The following is a 16,546-nucleotide window of genomic DNA, read 5'->3' on the forward strand; positions in this document are numbered from 1 at the left end:
GGAGAATATCACTCAGTAGCAGGAATTTGTGAAGTAACAACCTTGTCAAAATCGGGACTATTACTGTGCGTAAGTCCTAAAAATGTAAAAACTAGGATTCAGGAGCTAATCAATGAGCAGAAGAAAACTTACCCCAGAATATCGCTCCACAGAATGGGTAGCTGGGGAAGGACTAAAAATCCCAGTCTTTGATATGTCCTTGGCTGACGGTAGAGCAAAGGGGCGGTACCAAGCTGAATCAGAAGTGCTGCGTAACTCCCTGCTTGAACTGCTTTTTGAACCTGAAGAATTAGCATCCCTAACCATCGTTAAACCAGACCAAAATGATAGCAGCTTCGACCCTTTGAAAAACATCGATTTCGGAGATGGTATTACCAGAAGAGTAGCTTTCAGCTCCGGCAAAAATGTGTACTTTGCAGACATTGAACTCTCAACCCAACTGTTGAGCGTATTCAAAACCCAACCCGACCACGCCTGTCGCTACGGCTCACTGCTAGTTAGCAGTTGCAACCAAGGAGCCAAATTGTTAGATAGCTCCCTTGACGGCGAAACCTTGCGAGTCAAAATTGTTGATTCTCAAAGCGATGACGAGAGTGAAAAAGCGAAAGCTCATAAGTGGCAAACCGGAGACTGTCACGGTAAAATTTCACCGGCACTAGCCCAACAATTAGGAGGGAATTACAACCGACCTTTTCAATTCAGATTTGCCTGGATGCAGGAATGGGGACAAGAAGACTGCCACACTCCAGAAATTAGCTTTCTTGCCAAAGGAACGCTGTTGCCTGATGCTAATTTAACCTCCGACTTGGATTATGATATCATTATGGATCGCTCCTCTATCAAAGGAGTTGCTAAAGAGCAATTAGCTGAACTTATCCCCTGTGGCGACTACGAATTTCCCAAAGCTATACTGGGAAATCGAGGCAACGCCCAAGTAACTGAATACGAAAATTCCTGGCAATTTTCGATTTGGTATTCCGAAGCAGCTATTGGGGCTGACATAGCCACACCGACCAAAATTGAAGCCCAAAAGCTAGCGGACTTGCAAAATAACCGGCTGCAACTTGCCAAATACTTAGTGGAGCAACACGATAAAAAAACTGCTTTTCAATCTAGCCTTCACGAAGACAGCAGCGGATTAGAAGACGAAACAGATGAAAAAGCCCAGCGCAACGAATCCCGGCTAATTTCAATTTTGAGGAACGACAAACTCGGTCAACTCCTCGACTTTCCCAAAGTCGTCGATTTCATGCAAGAACAACTGGCTAAAAAGTGGAAAGACTTAGCAATTAAGGGAGCAATTCATCATGGTTCAGCAATGGCTCAACCTTGTGAAAACCTCCAACCCGGTACAATTGTTGCCCCCCACTTGCGACACGGCACAGAAGTCATCGTTACCCGATACCCAATTGTCAGTAAAGATAACATCCGCCGCTACACAGTAGACAACAAAAGCCATCGCGCATTAACGCAATACAAAGGGTGCGTTTTCATTCGCTCCGACCAAGCCATGCAGCATCACCAATGCGATTTTGATGGCGATCAATTAGTGATTACGCCTGCTTCCCGAATGCCGAATATCGCCTCTGAAACCAGGCACGCTAATCAAGAGAATGAGTACGATGCAGTTGAGAAGCGAGAGAAAGTTGACTACACTAAAGCTACCGATAGTGATGGCGATCGCAAGTATACCAAATTGCGGCAAATTGCCGTAGCGATCGCCCAAAATAAAATCGGCTGGGTGGCTACCTTAATCGGGAGAGTGCAATCGTCAGCAGCAGAACCGGGACAGCCAGAAAGTTTATTCAATCAACAGAAGCGGCAGCTTCTTGGAAAGCTGTTTGATGCCCTGCAAATTGAAGTGGACAGTCCCAAAAGTGCTACTCGTACAGAAGACCACCACCCCACCTTGTTGTCCAAGGCTAAGCAGTGGTCAGAACAGCACCCAAGCTACCTATTTGACTACAAAGACGACCCCAGGCTTTACAAAACGGTGCCATTACCTATAGGAGACGGCACCGCTATCAATTGCATCGCTAAGGAGGCTGTTAATCCAGAGTGGGAACCGACTCGTCTAAAAAGCCGCCACCGCGACGAATTTCGCTACTTGTTTGAGTCTCCTTCTGACTTAGATGAGCGAGAAAAATGGGAGAAATATTATGTCAGGTGGGCACAAGATATTAAGGAACGCTATCGAGAAAGGATGGGCGAAATTCACTCGGAGTGCGGCGGCGATTCTAAGGCAATTAAAGAAGCAGTCAGCAAGTTATACGAGAGCTTAAGAGCCGATGTAACTGAAGCTTGGACTGACCCTGAAGAACGGTTTTTAGCTGCTAGTGCTATGTGGCACGTCGAAACCGCAAATCCCAACTTAGAAGTCCCTCGCAAAGCTTGTAAGGAACTTTCTCGCCAACTGCTGATTGAATTCAACCTTGAACCTGAGTACGAGCGACTCCACGAAGCAATGCCAAAAGACACTTACGTTCTGAGTGTCCCTTTCGAGGAATTTGAACGGGACGGCAGCAATAAAACTGTCAGGGATAAGAAGCGACAGCCAGTTGGCAAAGACTTAGCTGGACATTGGAAAGAATTGTTAGACAGCAAAGGTATTAAATATGAAGCAACTTTGCATCCGAGCCTGCCAATGGTCAATTTTGCCTTAATTGAACCCAGCGACAAACTGGTGGGAATTCTTGAGAAGAAGTTTTGCGGAAATGTCAACGACATCGACAGTTTAGACTTAACTTACCGCGATGGTCTTGGTCGCACCAAAGATGTCAGTTCACGCATTGTAGCTCCTGCTGATTATACTTGGCTTGAGTCCCAAAACCAAACACCTAAAGCAGCATTGGTTCTCAATTTGTTTACAGATGAAATTTGCCAGCAATTGCAAAGCTTTCAGTTTGACAGAGCTGAACTGATTGGACAGAAGTACAATGACTTGAAAGATGTTGACTTTAGCCGTCCCAAATGGAGGCAGAAAACATTGACTTTTGAGGTGGGTTCTGTTAGCGGTAGCGGTTCGAGGCGCGACGGCAGCCCTATTGTCCTCCTTGACGGACAAGAATTAGCCATGTTCTCTGCTAATTCACCTAAATTGCCGATCGGCACTACCTTTGAGGCCACTATTGAACCCTCGCCTAAAGGCAGCGCTCTGATCTTAAACATCAACCCTAGCTCTGTGCAACTAATTGAATCAGTTGAGGAACTTTCAGAAGTCGTACCAACTCCTTGTCAAGGGCGATCGCAATCCGTATCGCCAACTCCTTGTCAAGAGCGATCGCTTGTATCGCCAACCCCTACCCAAAACAAACCACCGTCTCAACCCCAAGACATTGCTGCCAGCCCCGCCCACCTCTCACAATTGCTGAAAGATGCGATTTCTGAAGCATATAAGCAAACTGGAGAAACTACAATCCCTGTGGGAAACTGGACAGCTTTTATTACCCAATCTCGCAACAATGTTAGGTGTTTAGTCAGAGATGAAGCTGATAATCCGGTCTTAGCTGCTGACTTGAAAACAGGTCAAATAATTAAGAAGCTTTCTGAAAACAACAGCTCTCAGTTTATCAAATACCTCAGAGAGGTTGATGTTGAATTAGCTTCTACATCTTCAAAAAAAAGAGATGCAGATACACAACTTTAATATCAACTACCGCACATCTAAGAGCGGGTAGGTGTGAACACCAGGAAAGCTCGTTGACCGAACAGTTAGTTTTTTAGTGAGTTTCAAACAGGGGATAAGCTGTCGCGCCTTTAAATTGTATACTTCAATCTTTGTGGGAAAAGCGTCAAAGTCTCTCCCCCTCTCTCTTTCTCCCCCTCTCCCCCTCTCTTTCTCCCCCTCCCCAACCAACAGATACTTTAGATGCGTAGCAGCTTAATTATTAGTGGGCGACGATTCCCCCTCCGATTGGAGGGGGTCACTTTAACTCCCCAAAACCGCACTTTAGAGTGAAGTCACTAGCCATACTGCTCGAATTTCATGGGAAATATCCACTCACCCCGCCACAAAGATTATGCCCACAAAAACAGCATCCCGAAGCCGAAGCCAGGGAAATTACATCACCCCTAACACAGCCGAGGGCAAGAAAATCCTCAACTACCTAAGAAATCGCTGCGAGAAAGCTTTAGATTACTGCCTGGAAAACGGACTCACCAGCGTAGAAGATTTTGCCGATGCAATTGAAGAACTAACGGAAGCAGACGGCAAACCTGGCATTAGCGTGGAGGTCAAGCACAACGGACTCGTCCTCAGTTTGAGCGATCGACCCGAGTACGGCTCTACCACAGGAAAGTACATGATGGAGCACTTGGGAGAGCCGGACGACAACCGATTTACTAAAACAGGAATTGAAGCATTACTCGATTCGCCTCGAACTAAAACAAGGTCTAAGAAAGACAATTTACTAGATGAATTGGAGGATGAAGAACCCTCCCCGCCTAAATCTCAAACTGCAACTAAGTTTAAAAAAGACGATTTGCTAGATGAGTTAGAGGATGAGGAACCCTTGCCCCGAGCGAAATCTAAAACCAATACTAAATCTAAAAAAGATGAAATAAAAACTTGGGAGGATGACGAACCCTCAGACACTTCTAAAAACAAAAATAGACATCGAAAAGATGACCTAGAGGAATTGGAGTCGGAGGAACTACTGCTTAAATCTAAACCCTTAACCCGCTCTCCGAGAGATGAACTAAGTGAACTAGATGAGTTTGAAGTCAAAGAACCTCAACCTAAAGCTAAGCCTCAAACTAAAAGCCACCTTAAAAACTCTGAGCGAGAAGATTTGGAAGACGAAGAATTATCAGCTAAATCCCAAGCCAAAAGAAAACTTCAGACAGATGAAGCGGTAGAAGTTGCTGAATCCTTAGCACGCACACCTTCAAAAACCCGAACGAGCCAACAGCGACCTCAAGGCAAAAAATCAAACGACCAGAACATCGATAGTATCCTCGATGCTGCTGTACAAGTTAGTGGTAGAACAGCCATTTCTGGAAGTGAGGTAGAAGGTACAACTGTCAGCGGCCTGAGCACTCAAGTTGCGGTTCTCGCTACTCTGATGGGGAAAAAAGCAGCTTCTCAAATTATAGAAGCTGCTCTTGGGGCTGGAAAAGAGCGCCAAGTTGCCGGTATTGTCAAAAGGCTCCAAGCTCAAAGCCAGCGGGCTGACTCGCTCTCCCAGCGAGTTACCAACTTGGTTGAAGCGGATTCAGTTGCAGATGCAATGGTCGAATCCGAAGCTTTACCGATAGCTGAACCGGAGCCAGAACCGGAACAAAACATCTTACCTGAACCGGATGCCGAATTTGTGTCAACACCCGGTATGCTCTTAGCTAAAGCTGTTAGCAAAGTTCACGGAAAAGTTGATAAAATTTCCGGCAGTGTGAGAGACAACACTTCTGAAAAAACGGCTGCTATTAAGATTGACACAGAGGCGAGTTTTGAAGAACAACTCGTACAAATAAATGAAGCACTCAACCGACTTGAAAAGCGACTCGATACCCTAGAAGAGCGAATAGAAGCTTTAGAGAACAAACTTTCTCTTCAAAAAAGCGAGACAGGCGTTCAAGCTGGCGATGCAAAATTAGAACCGCCCGACAGCTCGACTCCATCCCTCAGCGACCAATTCGTACAAAACGGAACAGAAATAGGTGAAAAAATTTCATTAGAATCAACAATCCCAGCTAGCAGCGCTAACGCTACTGCTAAAAAAATCACTGTGACAGCCCAAAATCTTACTCAGGACTCCCAACTTGCAGCAACACTGGCAAAAATTTACAGCCTAGCTGAAGAAGAAGCAAATGCGGAAGGCCTTGCATTAGAAGACGGGGTTGATTTTGGACAAGCCAAACTTTATGTAACAAATTTTGACTCCTCTACCGCTGTCAGCTTAAAAACTAAGGAAGGCGAGGAACTGTTTTCAGCAGTACAGGATAAAACTGGAGAATGGGAAGTTACAAACGACTTCCTGAAACCTGAAGAAAAAGAAGAACTCGACCGCTTAAAGATTTTTCAACAAGCTCTCAACCAAGAACGTTTAGCTGAAATGGTAAAGAGAAGCAATCAAGATGAAGTGAGCTTTACCGATTCCCAAGGCTCGCGCCTCGACTTTGAAATCGAATTCAGCGATAAATCAAAGTCGAAGGGTACTGTCAAAGGCTTTAACTCTCACAGTGAGATAGTTTTTGAGGCTAGCCTCCAAAAAGGTAATGTTGAGGTACTTTTGTGCGACATTCCACCAGAAGTAGTAGAAAATCTCCTATCCCAACAGCAACTTGCTCAAAACCAGAACTCCAACAAGCAGGAAGCGAGAAAAACTGAGACCGAAATGGAAATTTGAAATAACTTTTTTCACTTGCACCCTCCATTTGGAGGGGGTCACTCTCACTGTATAAAATCACCTTTTTTGGCGATTTTGCAGGGATTAGATGCAACTTAAATTAGCATTAAAGCACTAAATTTATCGAGATAGTGACATGGCTACTTACTTAGACCAAACAAGAAATGAACGAAACCGCAACTCATTATCACGCTGGTTAAAACAACAGAAAATCAAACTGGGCGACATTCCCTTCATCGGCATTTGCCTGGCCTCACTCATCTACTTCAGCCTTCACGACCCGCTCTTAATTGCAACTTTAGGCTGCTCCAGCATAGTCTTTTTGAGTTTGTGGCACACCGCTAAAGCAATTCCAATTGTAGAGCGATATATCGGCTGCAAAATTCGATTTTGGCACGTTGCTACTGCCATCATTACCTCCACTGCACTGTGCTCCGTGCTCGATTCCCCCGCCAACGCCATCTTCCTCTCCGGCTTAGAAGAATTTATGACTGAGCTAGCAGAAGGAGCGGCTTCCGCAGGAGGTGAAGCTATTGATGCCGAAGTCATCGAACTGATTTTCAACTTAATTCGCGGAGCCTTCCTTTTGTTAGTAGCAGCCGCGTCTCTTTTTGCTTACAACCAAGCGCAGCAAGGCAATGACTGGCGACCAATTGTGACTCAAGTTGCCTTAGCTTTTGCCATTGTAATTGCCATTGACGTAATAACTTTCCTCTTCATTGGCAATGGCGGTGGCGGAGGTGGAGCTTAATTATCCAAAGGGGAAGGGTTTGTCTTCCCACATCTCAACCTCAAATCTAAACCCTTTAAATTATGCTCAAAGACCCAGATAAAGACTTTATTTCCGTCAACAAAATTCTCGGCAAACAAGCCAGCATCGGCATCATTCCAGCGGAACAGCTAATTCCCTGGATGCTAATCACTGTAATTTCCTACATCCTCACCAACGGCCTATTCAGCTTAGGAATGCCTTGGTTTTTCATCACTACTTTCTGGCTAATTGTAAGCTGGTGGCTCCTGACAGGTAACAAACCTCACCTTTTTGTAGACAGGTTTAGACCTCCGCCGGGGAATGAGTGGTACAACGGTAATCTTTTATACCTTTCTCCCGTTCCCCAACACCGACCAAACCCGATTCGCCACCGAATCAGCGATTCACAAGTCCGAGTCAAACTTAAACCCAAAGTTGCTCCCAATCAACACGGAGGTAACAGCCGACTTATGCCCTTCCAAAACTACCAAAACCTCCTGTGTTTAGTCACTATCAAAAAGGATGGTCGAGAAGTTTCTGGTTACTTACTAAATGAAGGCAGTCAATACCAAATTGTATTCGGATTCGAGACGGCTGGCTTTCACAACATTCTCTACCGCCATGAAGTAAACAATGCAGCCGCCGCCTTAGAAGAGGGGCTAAAAGATATTCCCCCAGGCGAAAAAATGACCTTTCATACCGGCTGCTACAGCAGCGATTGCCTTCGCCAGCAACAGTTAACTGAATTGGCTGACAACTGTCACCTCAAACCCATTTCTGTACTCGTTCGTAACGAACAGAAACGCATTCAAGAACTCAACTTAGCAGGCACCCGACAACTGTGGAACCAAACTATTTTCTGCACTTGGACATTCAACGCTCAATCTGGCTCCAAATCCAACGACCCTCTGAGTAAATTCATCAATGGAATTATCAACACAGCCAACAGCATTGCTGCACAATTTACAGGCAACGAACGCATCTACTCTGAACGCTTTTACAAACAACTGCTACTCGACGCTTTCGAGCAAGGCTACATCCAATGGGAACTCTTACTAAACACCAAAATTGGACTGGAAATTCAACCCATGAATGCCCAAGCACTATGGGGCTGGCTGTGGCAAAAATTCAACAGCGCACCCATACCCCCTATCCCCCAACTTCTCACCTTAAAAGAAACCGCATCCGACTACAAACTCACCGAAACCATCAACAGTCACAAACACGCCTGCACCATTTTAATTGAAGGTATGAGCGGTCGTTCGAGCTGCCCGGAACACAGAAAAGCTAGCTCACGCATTTTGCTCCCCGGCAGAAACGCAGAATGCGGCGTGCTAACAATGGAAGAGGGCCCCGGCGGCTGGCTCAATACTAGAGAGCAACTGCAATGGCTGTGGAAAATTATGAGCAACAGCTACGTCCGCGATACTGAAGCCGTTGTCGAAATTAGCGCCGCTCCCAACTTTATTATTCAAGACAACTTAGCAAGGCAAGCTAAACAATCTAAAACTGCCAAAAAACGCGCTTTAGAAAAAGGTCAAGGTCGCGATGTAGGAGCCGAAGTCAAACAGGAAGAATCCTTTGAAGCCCAGAAAAAAATGTACAAAGGTGCAAGAGCAATTCACGCTGCTGTCACCTTCTTAGTCTACCGACCAACGCCGGAGCAACTAACACACGCTTGCCAAATGCTCTCCCACAGCTTCGGCTCTGCCAAGGTATTAAGAGAGCGCAACATTGCTTGGCAACTGTGGCTAGAAACTTTGCCCATTACTGTAAGCTGGCTGTTGCACAGCAGTTCGCTAATTAACGAACGCCGCCTCACCTTAGACACCGAAACTGTCCCCGGTATTTTGCCCTTAACTGCTGTAAGGGACATCGACTCAAAAGGAGTTGAATTCATCACCAAAGGCGGCAAACCCGTGTACGTTGACCTCATGCACAACCAAACCAGCCGCGCTGTCATAACAGGCGAGTCTGGTTCCGGTAAAAGTGTTTTGGGATGGCGATTTGCAGCCGATGCAATAGCCGCTAATATCCCAGTAGTCGGTATGGACATCTCAGCAGGAAGCGGCAGTACCTTTGAGACAGCAGTGAAACTGTTAGGCGACGACGGTGCGTACTACGACATCACCTCTGGCAGCTCGAATCTACTCGAAATACCCGATTTGAGGCGTTTTGACAGAGAAGAGCGATCGCGCCGACTAGACCAATGGAAAGAGTTTATCAGAAAAGCGCTGACTATTATCAGCATGGGCAAAGTCCGCGACCCAAAATTAGCGCAGCGAGTCGATGCCATTTTGCTGCTAACTCTGAAAAAATTTCTGGAAGACCCAGACATTATCGAGCGCTACAATACTGCCTTTGAAAAAGGCTGGAAATCGACCGCGTGGCAAGAAATGCCAACCCTCACAAACCTCCTGAAATTCTGCACAAAAGAGCAACTAAACCTACAAAACTTTACCGACTTCGACCGCATTGCCATCAACCAAATTATCACTCAATGCAACGCATTACTAGCCTCACCTTTAGGGAAAGCAATTGGCAGACCGAGTACATTTTCACCCGAACCCGCTGTTAAGTTTTTTGCCCTTAGCGGTCTGGGCAACGAACAAGACCAGTATTTAATGGCTATTAACGCCCACGCTGCTTGCATCCGCAACGCACTTTCTCACCCTAAAAGCTTATTTATCGGAGACGAACTTTCGATTTTGTTTAAAAAAGACGGATTTGCTGAAGTAGTAGGCGAACTCTGTGCAGTGGGTAGAAAAAATGGCATTTCAGTGCTCTTGCTATCCCAAGATATCGACAGTATTTGCGATTGTAGTGCGGGAACTATGATTATGCAAAACATGGTGTATCGAATTACCGGAAGATTGACATCAAACGGAGCCACTTCTTGGATCAAAAATTTGGGATATCCGGCTGAAATTATTAGCCAGAATGCCACAGAAGCTTTCCTTCCCAGAGCTGCCGACCTTTATTCCAATTGGCTAATTGAAAAAGGAGGTCGTTTCTGGCAAAGCCGATACTATCCAGGCGAAATGATATTAGCAAGTGTGGCTAACAATCAAGCTGAATTGATGGCTCGCGCCCGAGTAATGGCTCAATATCCCAATACGTTAAAAGGGCAACTGCTAGCACTCAAACAATTTGCCTCTGAATATGTACAAGCCGTTAAAGAAGGGCGTTCATTAACCCATATTGGCAAGAATGCAGTCACTGATATCAATGGACACAAATCCCCTCAAGACCTTATTGCTAGCTAGACGGAGAAAAACCGATGAAATCACCGAAATTTCTTGTCAAACTTGCCCTCGGCATTCCTGCAATTTGGCTGAGCTTAATACTAAATTCTGTTGAAGCAAAAGCTCAAACCTCTGACAGCAATCCGACTGCAACACAGCTTCCCACCTCAAACAATCCTAACAGCAGCACTTTCAACCGTTCCAGCTTCACAGTGCCCAATCAACAAATAGAAAGCCAAATTCAAAAATCAGCTAATAACTTCTTGAACAACCAGAAAGAAATAGGAGGTATAGAAAACACAATTAGCGACATAACAGGCGAAATTTCAGATACCATCTCTACCATCTCCGACAGCATCTCAGGCATCTGGGACAATTTGTTAAACAAAGTCGAAAAATTCAGCAGTGAAATAGAGTCAACCCTCTCTTCATTCCTGGGAGAATTGCAAGTTCCAGACCTAAAAGAAGCAGTTAAAAGCATAATGGACGGCAACACCTCCGAAAGCGAAGGGACAAAACTATCCGCTGCTTTAGAGAAGAGACCGCAAGATTCTTACAGCCTCAAAGAGAACACCGCAGAACTCGCAGAAAGAGAAAGTGCTGTTAGTGAAGCCAATAAAGCCACTCTCAGTAAAGAAGCTCAACAAAAGCAAGCTCAGATGAAAGAAATTGTCCAGCAGAACGTAGAGCAAACTAATCGCGAGAGCCAAAATTCAATGGAATTGGGTGCTGATTCAGAAGGTCAAGATGTCACACAGAACATTATGAGAAACATATCTCAACAAAGTGCGATCGCAGCTAAGCAAGCAGCCTTATCAGCAGAAAATCAAAGTGCCTTAGTCATGCAGGGCCAGCAAGCTCAAATCGATCGCAGTTTTGCCAACATTCTCAACGCTCAACAAGCTGAAGAACTCAACGAAATTAACACAGCCCAGAGACGGCAGGATGCTGCGGCGGCTACCGCTTCTTCTACTCAAGCTGGATTGTTTCAAATGCCGGGAGGCATCGCTCTAGGGGCAAACGAAGACTGAAATCACCGTAAGGAGATACCGCAATGTTTATACAATTTATTGCCCAAACTAGCACAGCAGGACAAGCCCTGGACACTCTATCTGATGCCATAGAAGTCTCTCAAAAAACTGTCGAATCCTGGAATTTAGTTTGGTTTAACACCTTCAACACTCAAGAATCCTCTCTCTGGATTGCCTTAGTCAAACTAGGACTAATTCTAGCGGGAATATCTGTTACTTACCTCGCTGTCACCAGTGGCAAAGAAATCATCGAAAAACAGTCTTGGTCAGAGCTAGTAGCCATGTTTATCTGGCCACTCGTAATTGTAGTATTTCTCAGCAACAACGGTAAAGTCTTAGCTGAAAGTGTCAAATTCATCAAAGCTGTAGGCAGCACTCAAGTTCAAGAAATTATGAAAATTCAAGTCGGAGAAATGACCTTCAGAACTGCCCTGAGTGACGTTAACCTCACCAGTGCTGGAAAAGAAGAGATTGAGAAACTCTACAGCGAATGTCAGGGCAAAGTTGGATCAGCTTTAGTGGAATGTTGGAACAGCAAAAAACAGCCAGCTCAACAAATCCTCCAGGCAGCCGAACAGCAAAATGGAGGACCTCTCAAAAGCTTGCAGCGATTTGTCGAAAACTTAGGCAATGTTGCCAATCTTCAGGATATAGGAAATGGCGATTTTGCAGGACAAGTTTTTAGGTCTACTGTCTTGCCCATCATTCGCTTAATTCTTAGATCAGTACAGTGGGCATTTGTCAATATTTTAGAAGCAGCCTTGTTGCTAACAGCTTTATTCGGGCCTCTGGCAATGGGTTTATCACTATTGCCACTGCAAGGAAAACCAATCTGGGCTTGGTTAATAGGGTTTATGTCGTTATTTGGAGTGCAATTGGGCTACAACATCGTCGTTGGCTTAGTCGCCGTAGTGATTGTCAAGTCCGATGCAGAGTTAGTTACAGATATCGCCTTTTTATTCTTTTTAGCTGTGTTTTCTCCCGTTCTAGCCGTGTTAATAGCCAAGGGTGGAGGAACTGCTTTGTACAGTGCGATCGCCAATAGCACTAAACAGCTTACAGATATTGCCAGTAACGCGATCGGCGTTATTGCTGGAAAACTGATCTAGGGGAAGGAAATTCCGATAGCTTTTTCTTCACCGAACCGAGTTGTTACTCACTACTCAAACCCAGTTTCCCAATCCATTTCCTCCCTATCTCCCTATTCTCTATCCCCCATCTCGCCATCCCCTTCGATAATATGAAATTTCCACAATCACAACCCTTACTCCCTGAATCTAAAAACACCTTAGCCTTGTGCTTTGTCCTGCTAACAAGCTTTGTTTTTCTCCTGACAATTGCTGTTTTAGTAAATACAGTCAGTTTGAGAGCCTTATCTCAAAGAAAAGTTACCTTTGTCCAGTTAAAAGACGGAACCGCCGCACGAATTGCAGAACAAGATGAACTGCACAGAGAGCCGAAAATCATCCAAAATTTTGTATCCAGTTGGGTAAATTTAACCTGGGCTTGGTCAGGCAAAATTCCCGGCACAAATGACCCAGACCCCGGCATTAAAATTAAAGGTTCCCCAGTTCCTACAACTGCTTGGATGGGTTCCTTGATGATGGAATCAGAGTTTGGTAAAGCTTCCTTGGTCGAACTTGCCAAACTCGTTCCCAACACCATCTATTCAGGAAAAACCCGCTCTGGAGTCTATATCTCTCACATCTCAGAACCGAGAGAAATAAAAAGAGGAGTTTGGGAAATAGATGTAATTGCTACTCGCGTAGTGCTAGAGCAAGGCATTGGAGAAAGCCGAGAACAGTTTAATCGAACTTTCACCGTCAAAGCCGTAGAAATTCCCAAATCCCCTCTCAAAGAAAACGCTAATGAATTAGAGAAGACTATTCACTCTTTGAGAGCAGCCGGATTAGAGATTTCCCGAATTGTCGAATTCAAACCATAGAAGAGGAAAGAGACATGGAAAGGGGACGAACCGGCAAGTGGGTAAATTTAAAAACCTACCGTAACAACTAAATAATTTAAACATTTAGTATGTTTCATCCCTTTGCTTGAAGTCTTCTCTCTTTGCTTTTTTATGTACAGTTAAACACAACACATTCAACTCTAAAGCCATGACTAACAAAAGAAATGGATTAACCGAAAATCCAATTAATACCAGTCCTGATAATAGTACCACTACAGCCAATATGAATCATGCAAGTGCATCAAGTGAATCTACCCTAAACAATGATGACGGCAACATCAATTCCCCTATTTCCCCCTCTCCAAATCCTTCCCCTTCTGACGATGATATTGATGAAAACTTCATTGCTAATTTCGACCCCAATGCACCCCTAACACTTGAAACTCAATATCAACTCGCTCAAGATGAGGAAAGACCACTGCCCCCGCCTGTTTCCGAAAGAGGCGTTCCTAGAGCAGTGACAATGCTGCTGCTGACTGGGGGAATACTATTGCTAGGACTGCTGATTTGGCAATTTATCAAGCCTAAATCACCTCGCGAAGCTATCGCACAATCAACACCAAAAGAAAGCTCTTCTCCCACCATTAAAGATGAAAAACCGGAGTTGCTGGCTAAATTAGCTTACCAAGACCAACAAAAACTGTTAGCCGAAAAACCGCAAAAAACCGCAAAACCCAAAACAGAACCGTCGCCCAAACCGTCAAGAACCCCACGAACTCCGCGAACTCCGCGTCTAGTCGCTACCCGGAGCGCTGCACCGCCACCTACTCCTCTACGCGAACCCCTACCCGCACCCCGAACAGTAGTGCGGACGGTAACACTACCCGCACCCATACCTCAAAGAGTACCCTCAAGAACACCCGCACCGGCCCCCATACTCAAACCGTTAGTACCCCCACCTTTAATTCCAACTCCAACATCCGAAAAAATCGACCCGTTTGAGCGGTGGAACCAACTCGCCCAACTCGGACAAATTAGGGGAAATTTTGACCCTAACCGAATAGCGAATGCCGTGAGTGCAACACCAAGCACTCCAGCGACAACAAGTGCTACCGCCGCCGCTCTGACAAAGCCAGCTCCAACAACTGAATTCCTAACAGTCAATATCGGCAACCAAAAGTCGCAACCCTCATACGTTTCTTTCGAGCAAATCCCAGAAAAACTATATAGCCACCCAAATAACGCCAGCGGGGAAAGGCTACACCCGGAGTTTCCTTATGGAGGGGACAGCCTCGAAACCACCGACAACTCCCAAAACCCCACTAACCAATTAACTCCGGCTCCCCTTTCCCCCCAAATAAGTTCCGATTCTACTGATAACCCAATCGAGACGGAGGCTCGACTGAGCGCTCGTCCAACGTCCTTGCCCGCCGATACAGAATTTCAAACCCTTTCCCCCGAAACTACTCCAGAGGCTTCTGCTTTAACAAATTCCCTAACCCTGGAACAAGTAAACTCCCCAGGGGCAAAAGGCATTCTCAACCGCACGCCCCAAAGTTCCTCAACCTCCCAAACAGCTCAGGTTCCCCTTGGAACCACAGCCAACGGCATAGTTTCGGTTCCCCTGCTGTGGGATGAAGGCTCAGGCAAACAGCTTTACGACAAATTTGCCGTCACCCTCACAGCCGACTTCACGGCAACTGACGGCTCTATTGCTTTTCCTGCGGGCACGGTTGTCATTGCCAAAGCCAGCACCGTCAGCAAGACCAATCGCATGGTACAAGCTACTGCTGTGGCGCTCGTCTACTCTGATAGAAACGGTCAGATTAAACAGCAGCCCATTCCAGAAGGCGCAATTTTGATTGCAGGAGAGGGCTCTGGGCCGTTGATTGCTTCAGGCTACTTCGACCCAGGTTCCGATGTTGCCGGACAGGATATCCTCACCGCAGTGCTGTCGGGAGTTGGACGAGTCGGTCAAGTGTTCGCAGAGCCTAAAGTCAGGAGCTCTAGCAGTATTAGCGGTAGGTTTGGGGGCAGTACAACCACCGTTGAAAGTCGAGACCCCCAAATTTGGTCAGCCGTCCTCGATGGCTTCTTCAGCCCCCTAGCAAAACGGATGGAAAGCCGCTCAGATAGAGCAACTGAAGAACTTTTAAACCGCCCTAATGTAGCTGTGGTTAACAAGGGAACCCCCGTTTCTATTACTGTTAACAGCTTTCTCAACATCCATCGATAACAATTATGAATGCTACAATGCTCGAACCAAAAATCAAAATTCTCAGTTTGTCAATCCTTGCAGCAGCGCTCGCTGCTGCGAGCTACCCGAACTGTGCTTTTTCTCAATCGAGAGTAACAGGCTATCAAACTGTAGGTAGAGACATTGCCATCAATAGCGCGATCGATATTTTAGTCTATCCCGGTCGCGCGAGTGCGATCGACTTCAGCTCAACCGATGAAGCTGTCGCCTACGTTTTAATTGCCGACCCCTCAAAAATAGTTTTCAGCACCGATGCACAGCTGGCAAGCGGCCAAGCCAAAACTGTTTTCTTGCGTCCCATTCAAGCGCTCAATTTTCCGGGAGCTACCACAGCTACCATCACTAACCTTTCAATCAAAACTGTAGATTCAAAAGGGAAACAGCGACTTTACAACTTCAACATCGTTCCTACCAACAAAGAACCAGAACACTTAGGAATTCGCATCGCTCCCGTCACGCCAAGAATGGAGCCGACTGTGAACGTTGATAGAGGTCGCGCACCCTCTGCATCAGATGTTGAAAAAGGATTGCTGATTGCCATTCAAAAAGGCTACACAGCAGCCAACGACCCAGTAGTCTACAGCGTGCGACAATTTTTAGCTCTAGTAAGAAACCACAATCTATCGGCGGCCGATGCTGCTGCACGAGCCGGAGTAGACTTGTCTGTGATTATCGAACTAGCCAAAATAGTTTTTGAAGAATCAAACTAGCGCTCACACAAACCTACTCATATCTAACTCATGTTAGGCAGAGTTAGGCAAGTGCATTCGTTCCGGGGTCAAGCACAGAGCGGGATAAACGGCGAGCCATCAATTTAAAATCTCAAATCTCAAATTGTTCCAATTACCCATTACCCATTACCAGTCAAGAGCGGTTTTAAGCACACAACTTGGGTTAGTTGAGATGCCAATCATCTCCTTAATACTGCCCGCGCTGAGTCAGGTGGGAACCAGTTGTTTTCCTAACCGCTCGCTCTGAGAATTTATGGCTTTTGACTGATTCAGATTCGTTT

General features: G+C 45.7%; 9 protein-coding genes. All 9 read left to right on the forward strand.

Annotation, left to right across the window (positions count from 1 at the left end):
* The first annotated feature begins 112 nt into the window (after positions 1-112).
* Positions 113-3,646, forward strand: a complete 3,534-nt coding sequence (locus QUA34_RS03740; protein WP_333384128.1) for a hypothetical protein — start codon at positions 113-115, stop codon at positions 3,644-3,646.
* Between the two features lie 373 nt (positions 3,647-4,019).
* Positions 4,020-6,344, forward strand: a complete 2,325-nt coding sequence (locus QUA34_RS03745) for a hypothetical protein (RefSeq protein WP_333384131.1) — start codon at positions 4,020-4,022, stop codon at positions 6,342-6,344.
* A 136-nt stretch (positions 6,345-6,480) separates the two neighbouring features.
* A complete protein-coding gene (locus QUA34_RS03750) occupies positions 6,481-7,095 on the forward strand; it encodes a hypothetical protein (protein WP_333384134.1) in 615 nt (204 codons plus the stop codon).
* Positions 7,096-7,157: 62 nt separating this feature from the next.
* Entirely contained in the window at positions 7,158-10,361 is a 3,204-nt protein-coding gene (locus QUA34_RS03755) for a hypothetical protein (RefSeq protein ID WP_333384137.1), read from the forward strand.
* Positions 10,362-10,375: 14 nt separating this feature from the next.
* Entirely contained in the window at positions 10,376-11,371 is a 996-nt protein-coding gene (locus QUA34_RS03760; RefSeq protein WP_333384140.1) for a hypothetical protein, read from the forward strand.
* Between the two features lie 23 nt (positions 11,372-11,394).
* A complete protein-coding gene (locus QUA34_RS03765) occupies positions 11,395-12,480 on the forward strand; it encodes a hypothetical protein (RefSeq protein WP_333384143.1) in 1,086 nt (361 codons plus the stop codon).
* A 131-nt stretch (positions 12,481-12,611) separates the two neighbouring features.
* A complete protein-coding gene (locus QUA34_RS03770; RefSeq protein ID WP_333384145.1) occupies positions 12,612-13,316 on the forward strand; it encodes a hypothetical protein in 705 nt (234 codons plus the stop codon).
* Between the two features lie 169 nt (positions 13,317-13,485).
* A complete protein-coding gene (locus tag QUA34_RS03775) occupies positions 13,486-15,513 on the forward strand; it encodes a hypothetical protein (protein WP_333384146.1) in 2,028 nt (675 codons plus the stop codon).
* Between the two features lie 5 nt (positions 15,514-15,518).
* The gene (locus QUA34_RS03780) at positions 15,519-16,244 is read left to right on the forward strand and encodes a hypothetical protein (RefSeq protein ID WP_333384149.1); all 726 of its coding nucleotides are present in this window, start codon (positions 15,519-15,521) and stop codon (positions 16,242-16,244) included.
* The last annotated feature ends 302 nt before the right edge of the window (positions 16,245-16,546 follow it).

It is taken from the genome of Microcoleus sp. POL10_C6 (assembly GCF_036701585.1).
Lineage (GTDB): Bacteria > Cyanobacteriota > Cyanobacteriia > Cyanobacteriales > Microcoleaceae > Microcoleus.

Coding starts and splice junctions, on each gene's coding strand:
- QUA34_RS03745 (WP_333384131.1), top strand. CDS start 4,020: ATGCCCACAAAAACAGCATCCCGAAGCCGAAGCCAGGGAAATTACATC.
- QUA34_RS03750 (WP_333384134.1), top strand. CDS start 6,481: ATGGCTACTTACTTAGACCAAACAAGAAATGAACGAAACCGCAACTCA.
- QUA34_RS03780 (WP_333384149.1), top strand. CDS start 15,519: ATGAATGCTACAATGCTCGAACCAAAAATCAAAATTCTCAGTTTGTCA.
- QUA34_RS03740 (WP_333384128.1), top strand. CDS start 113: ATGAGCAGAAGAAAACTTACCCCAGAATATCGCTCCACAGAATGGGTA.
- QUA34_RS03760 (WP_333384140.1), top strand. CDS start 10,376: ATGAAATCACCGAAATTTCTTGTCAAACTTGCCCTCGGCATTCCTGCA.
- QUA34_RS03765 (WP_333384143.1), top strand. CDS start 11,395: ATGTTTATACAATTTATTGCCCAAACTAGCACAGCAGGACAAGCCCTG.
- QUA34_RS03755 (WP_333384137.1), top strand. CDS start 7,158: ATGCTCAAAGACCCAGATAAAGACTTTATTTCCGTCAACAAAATTCTC.
- QUA34_RS03775 (WP_333384146.1), top strand. CDS start 13,486: ATGACTAACAAAAGAAATGGATTAACCGAAAATCCAATTAATACCAGT.
- QUA34_RS03770 (WP_333384145.1), top strand. CDS start 12,612: ATGAAATTTCCACAATCACAACCCTTACTCCCTGAATCTAAAAACACC.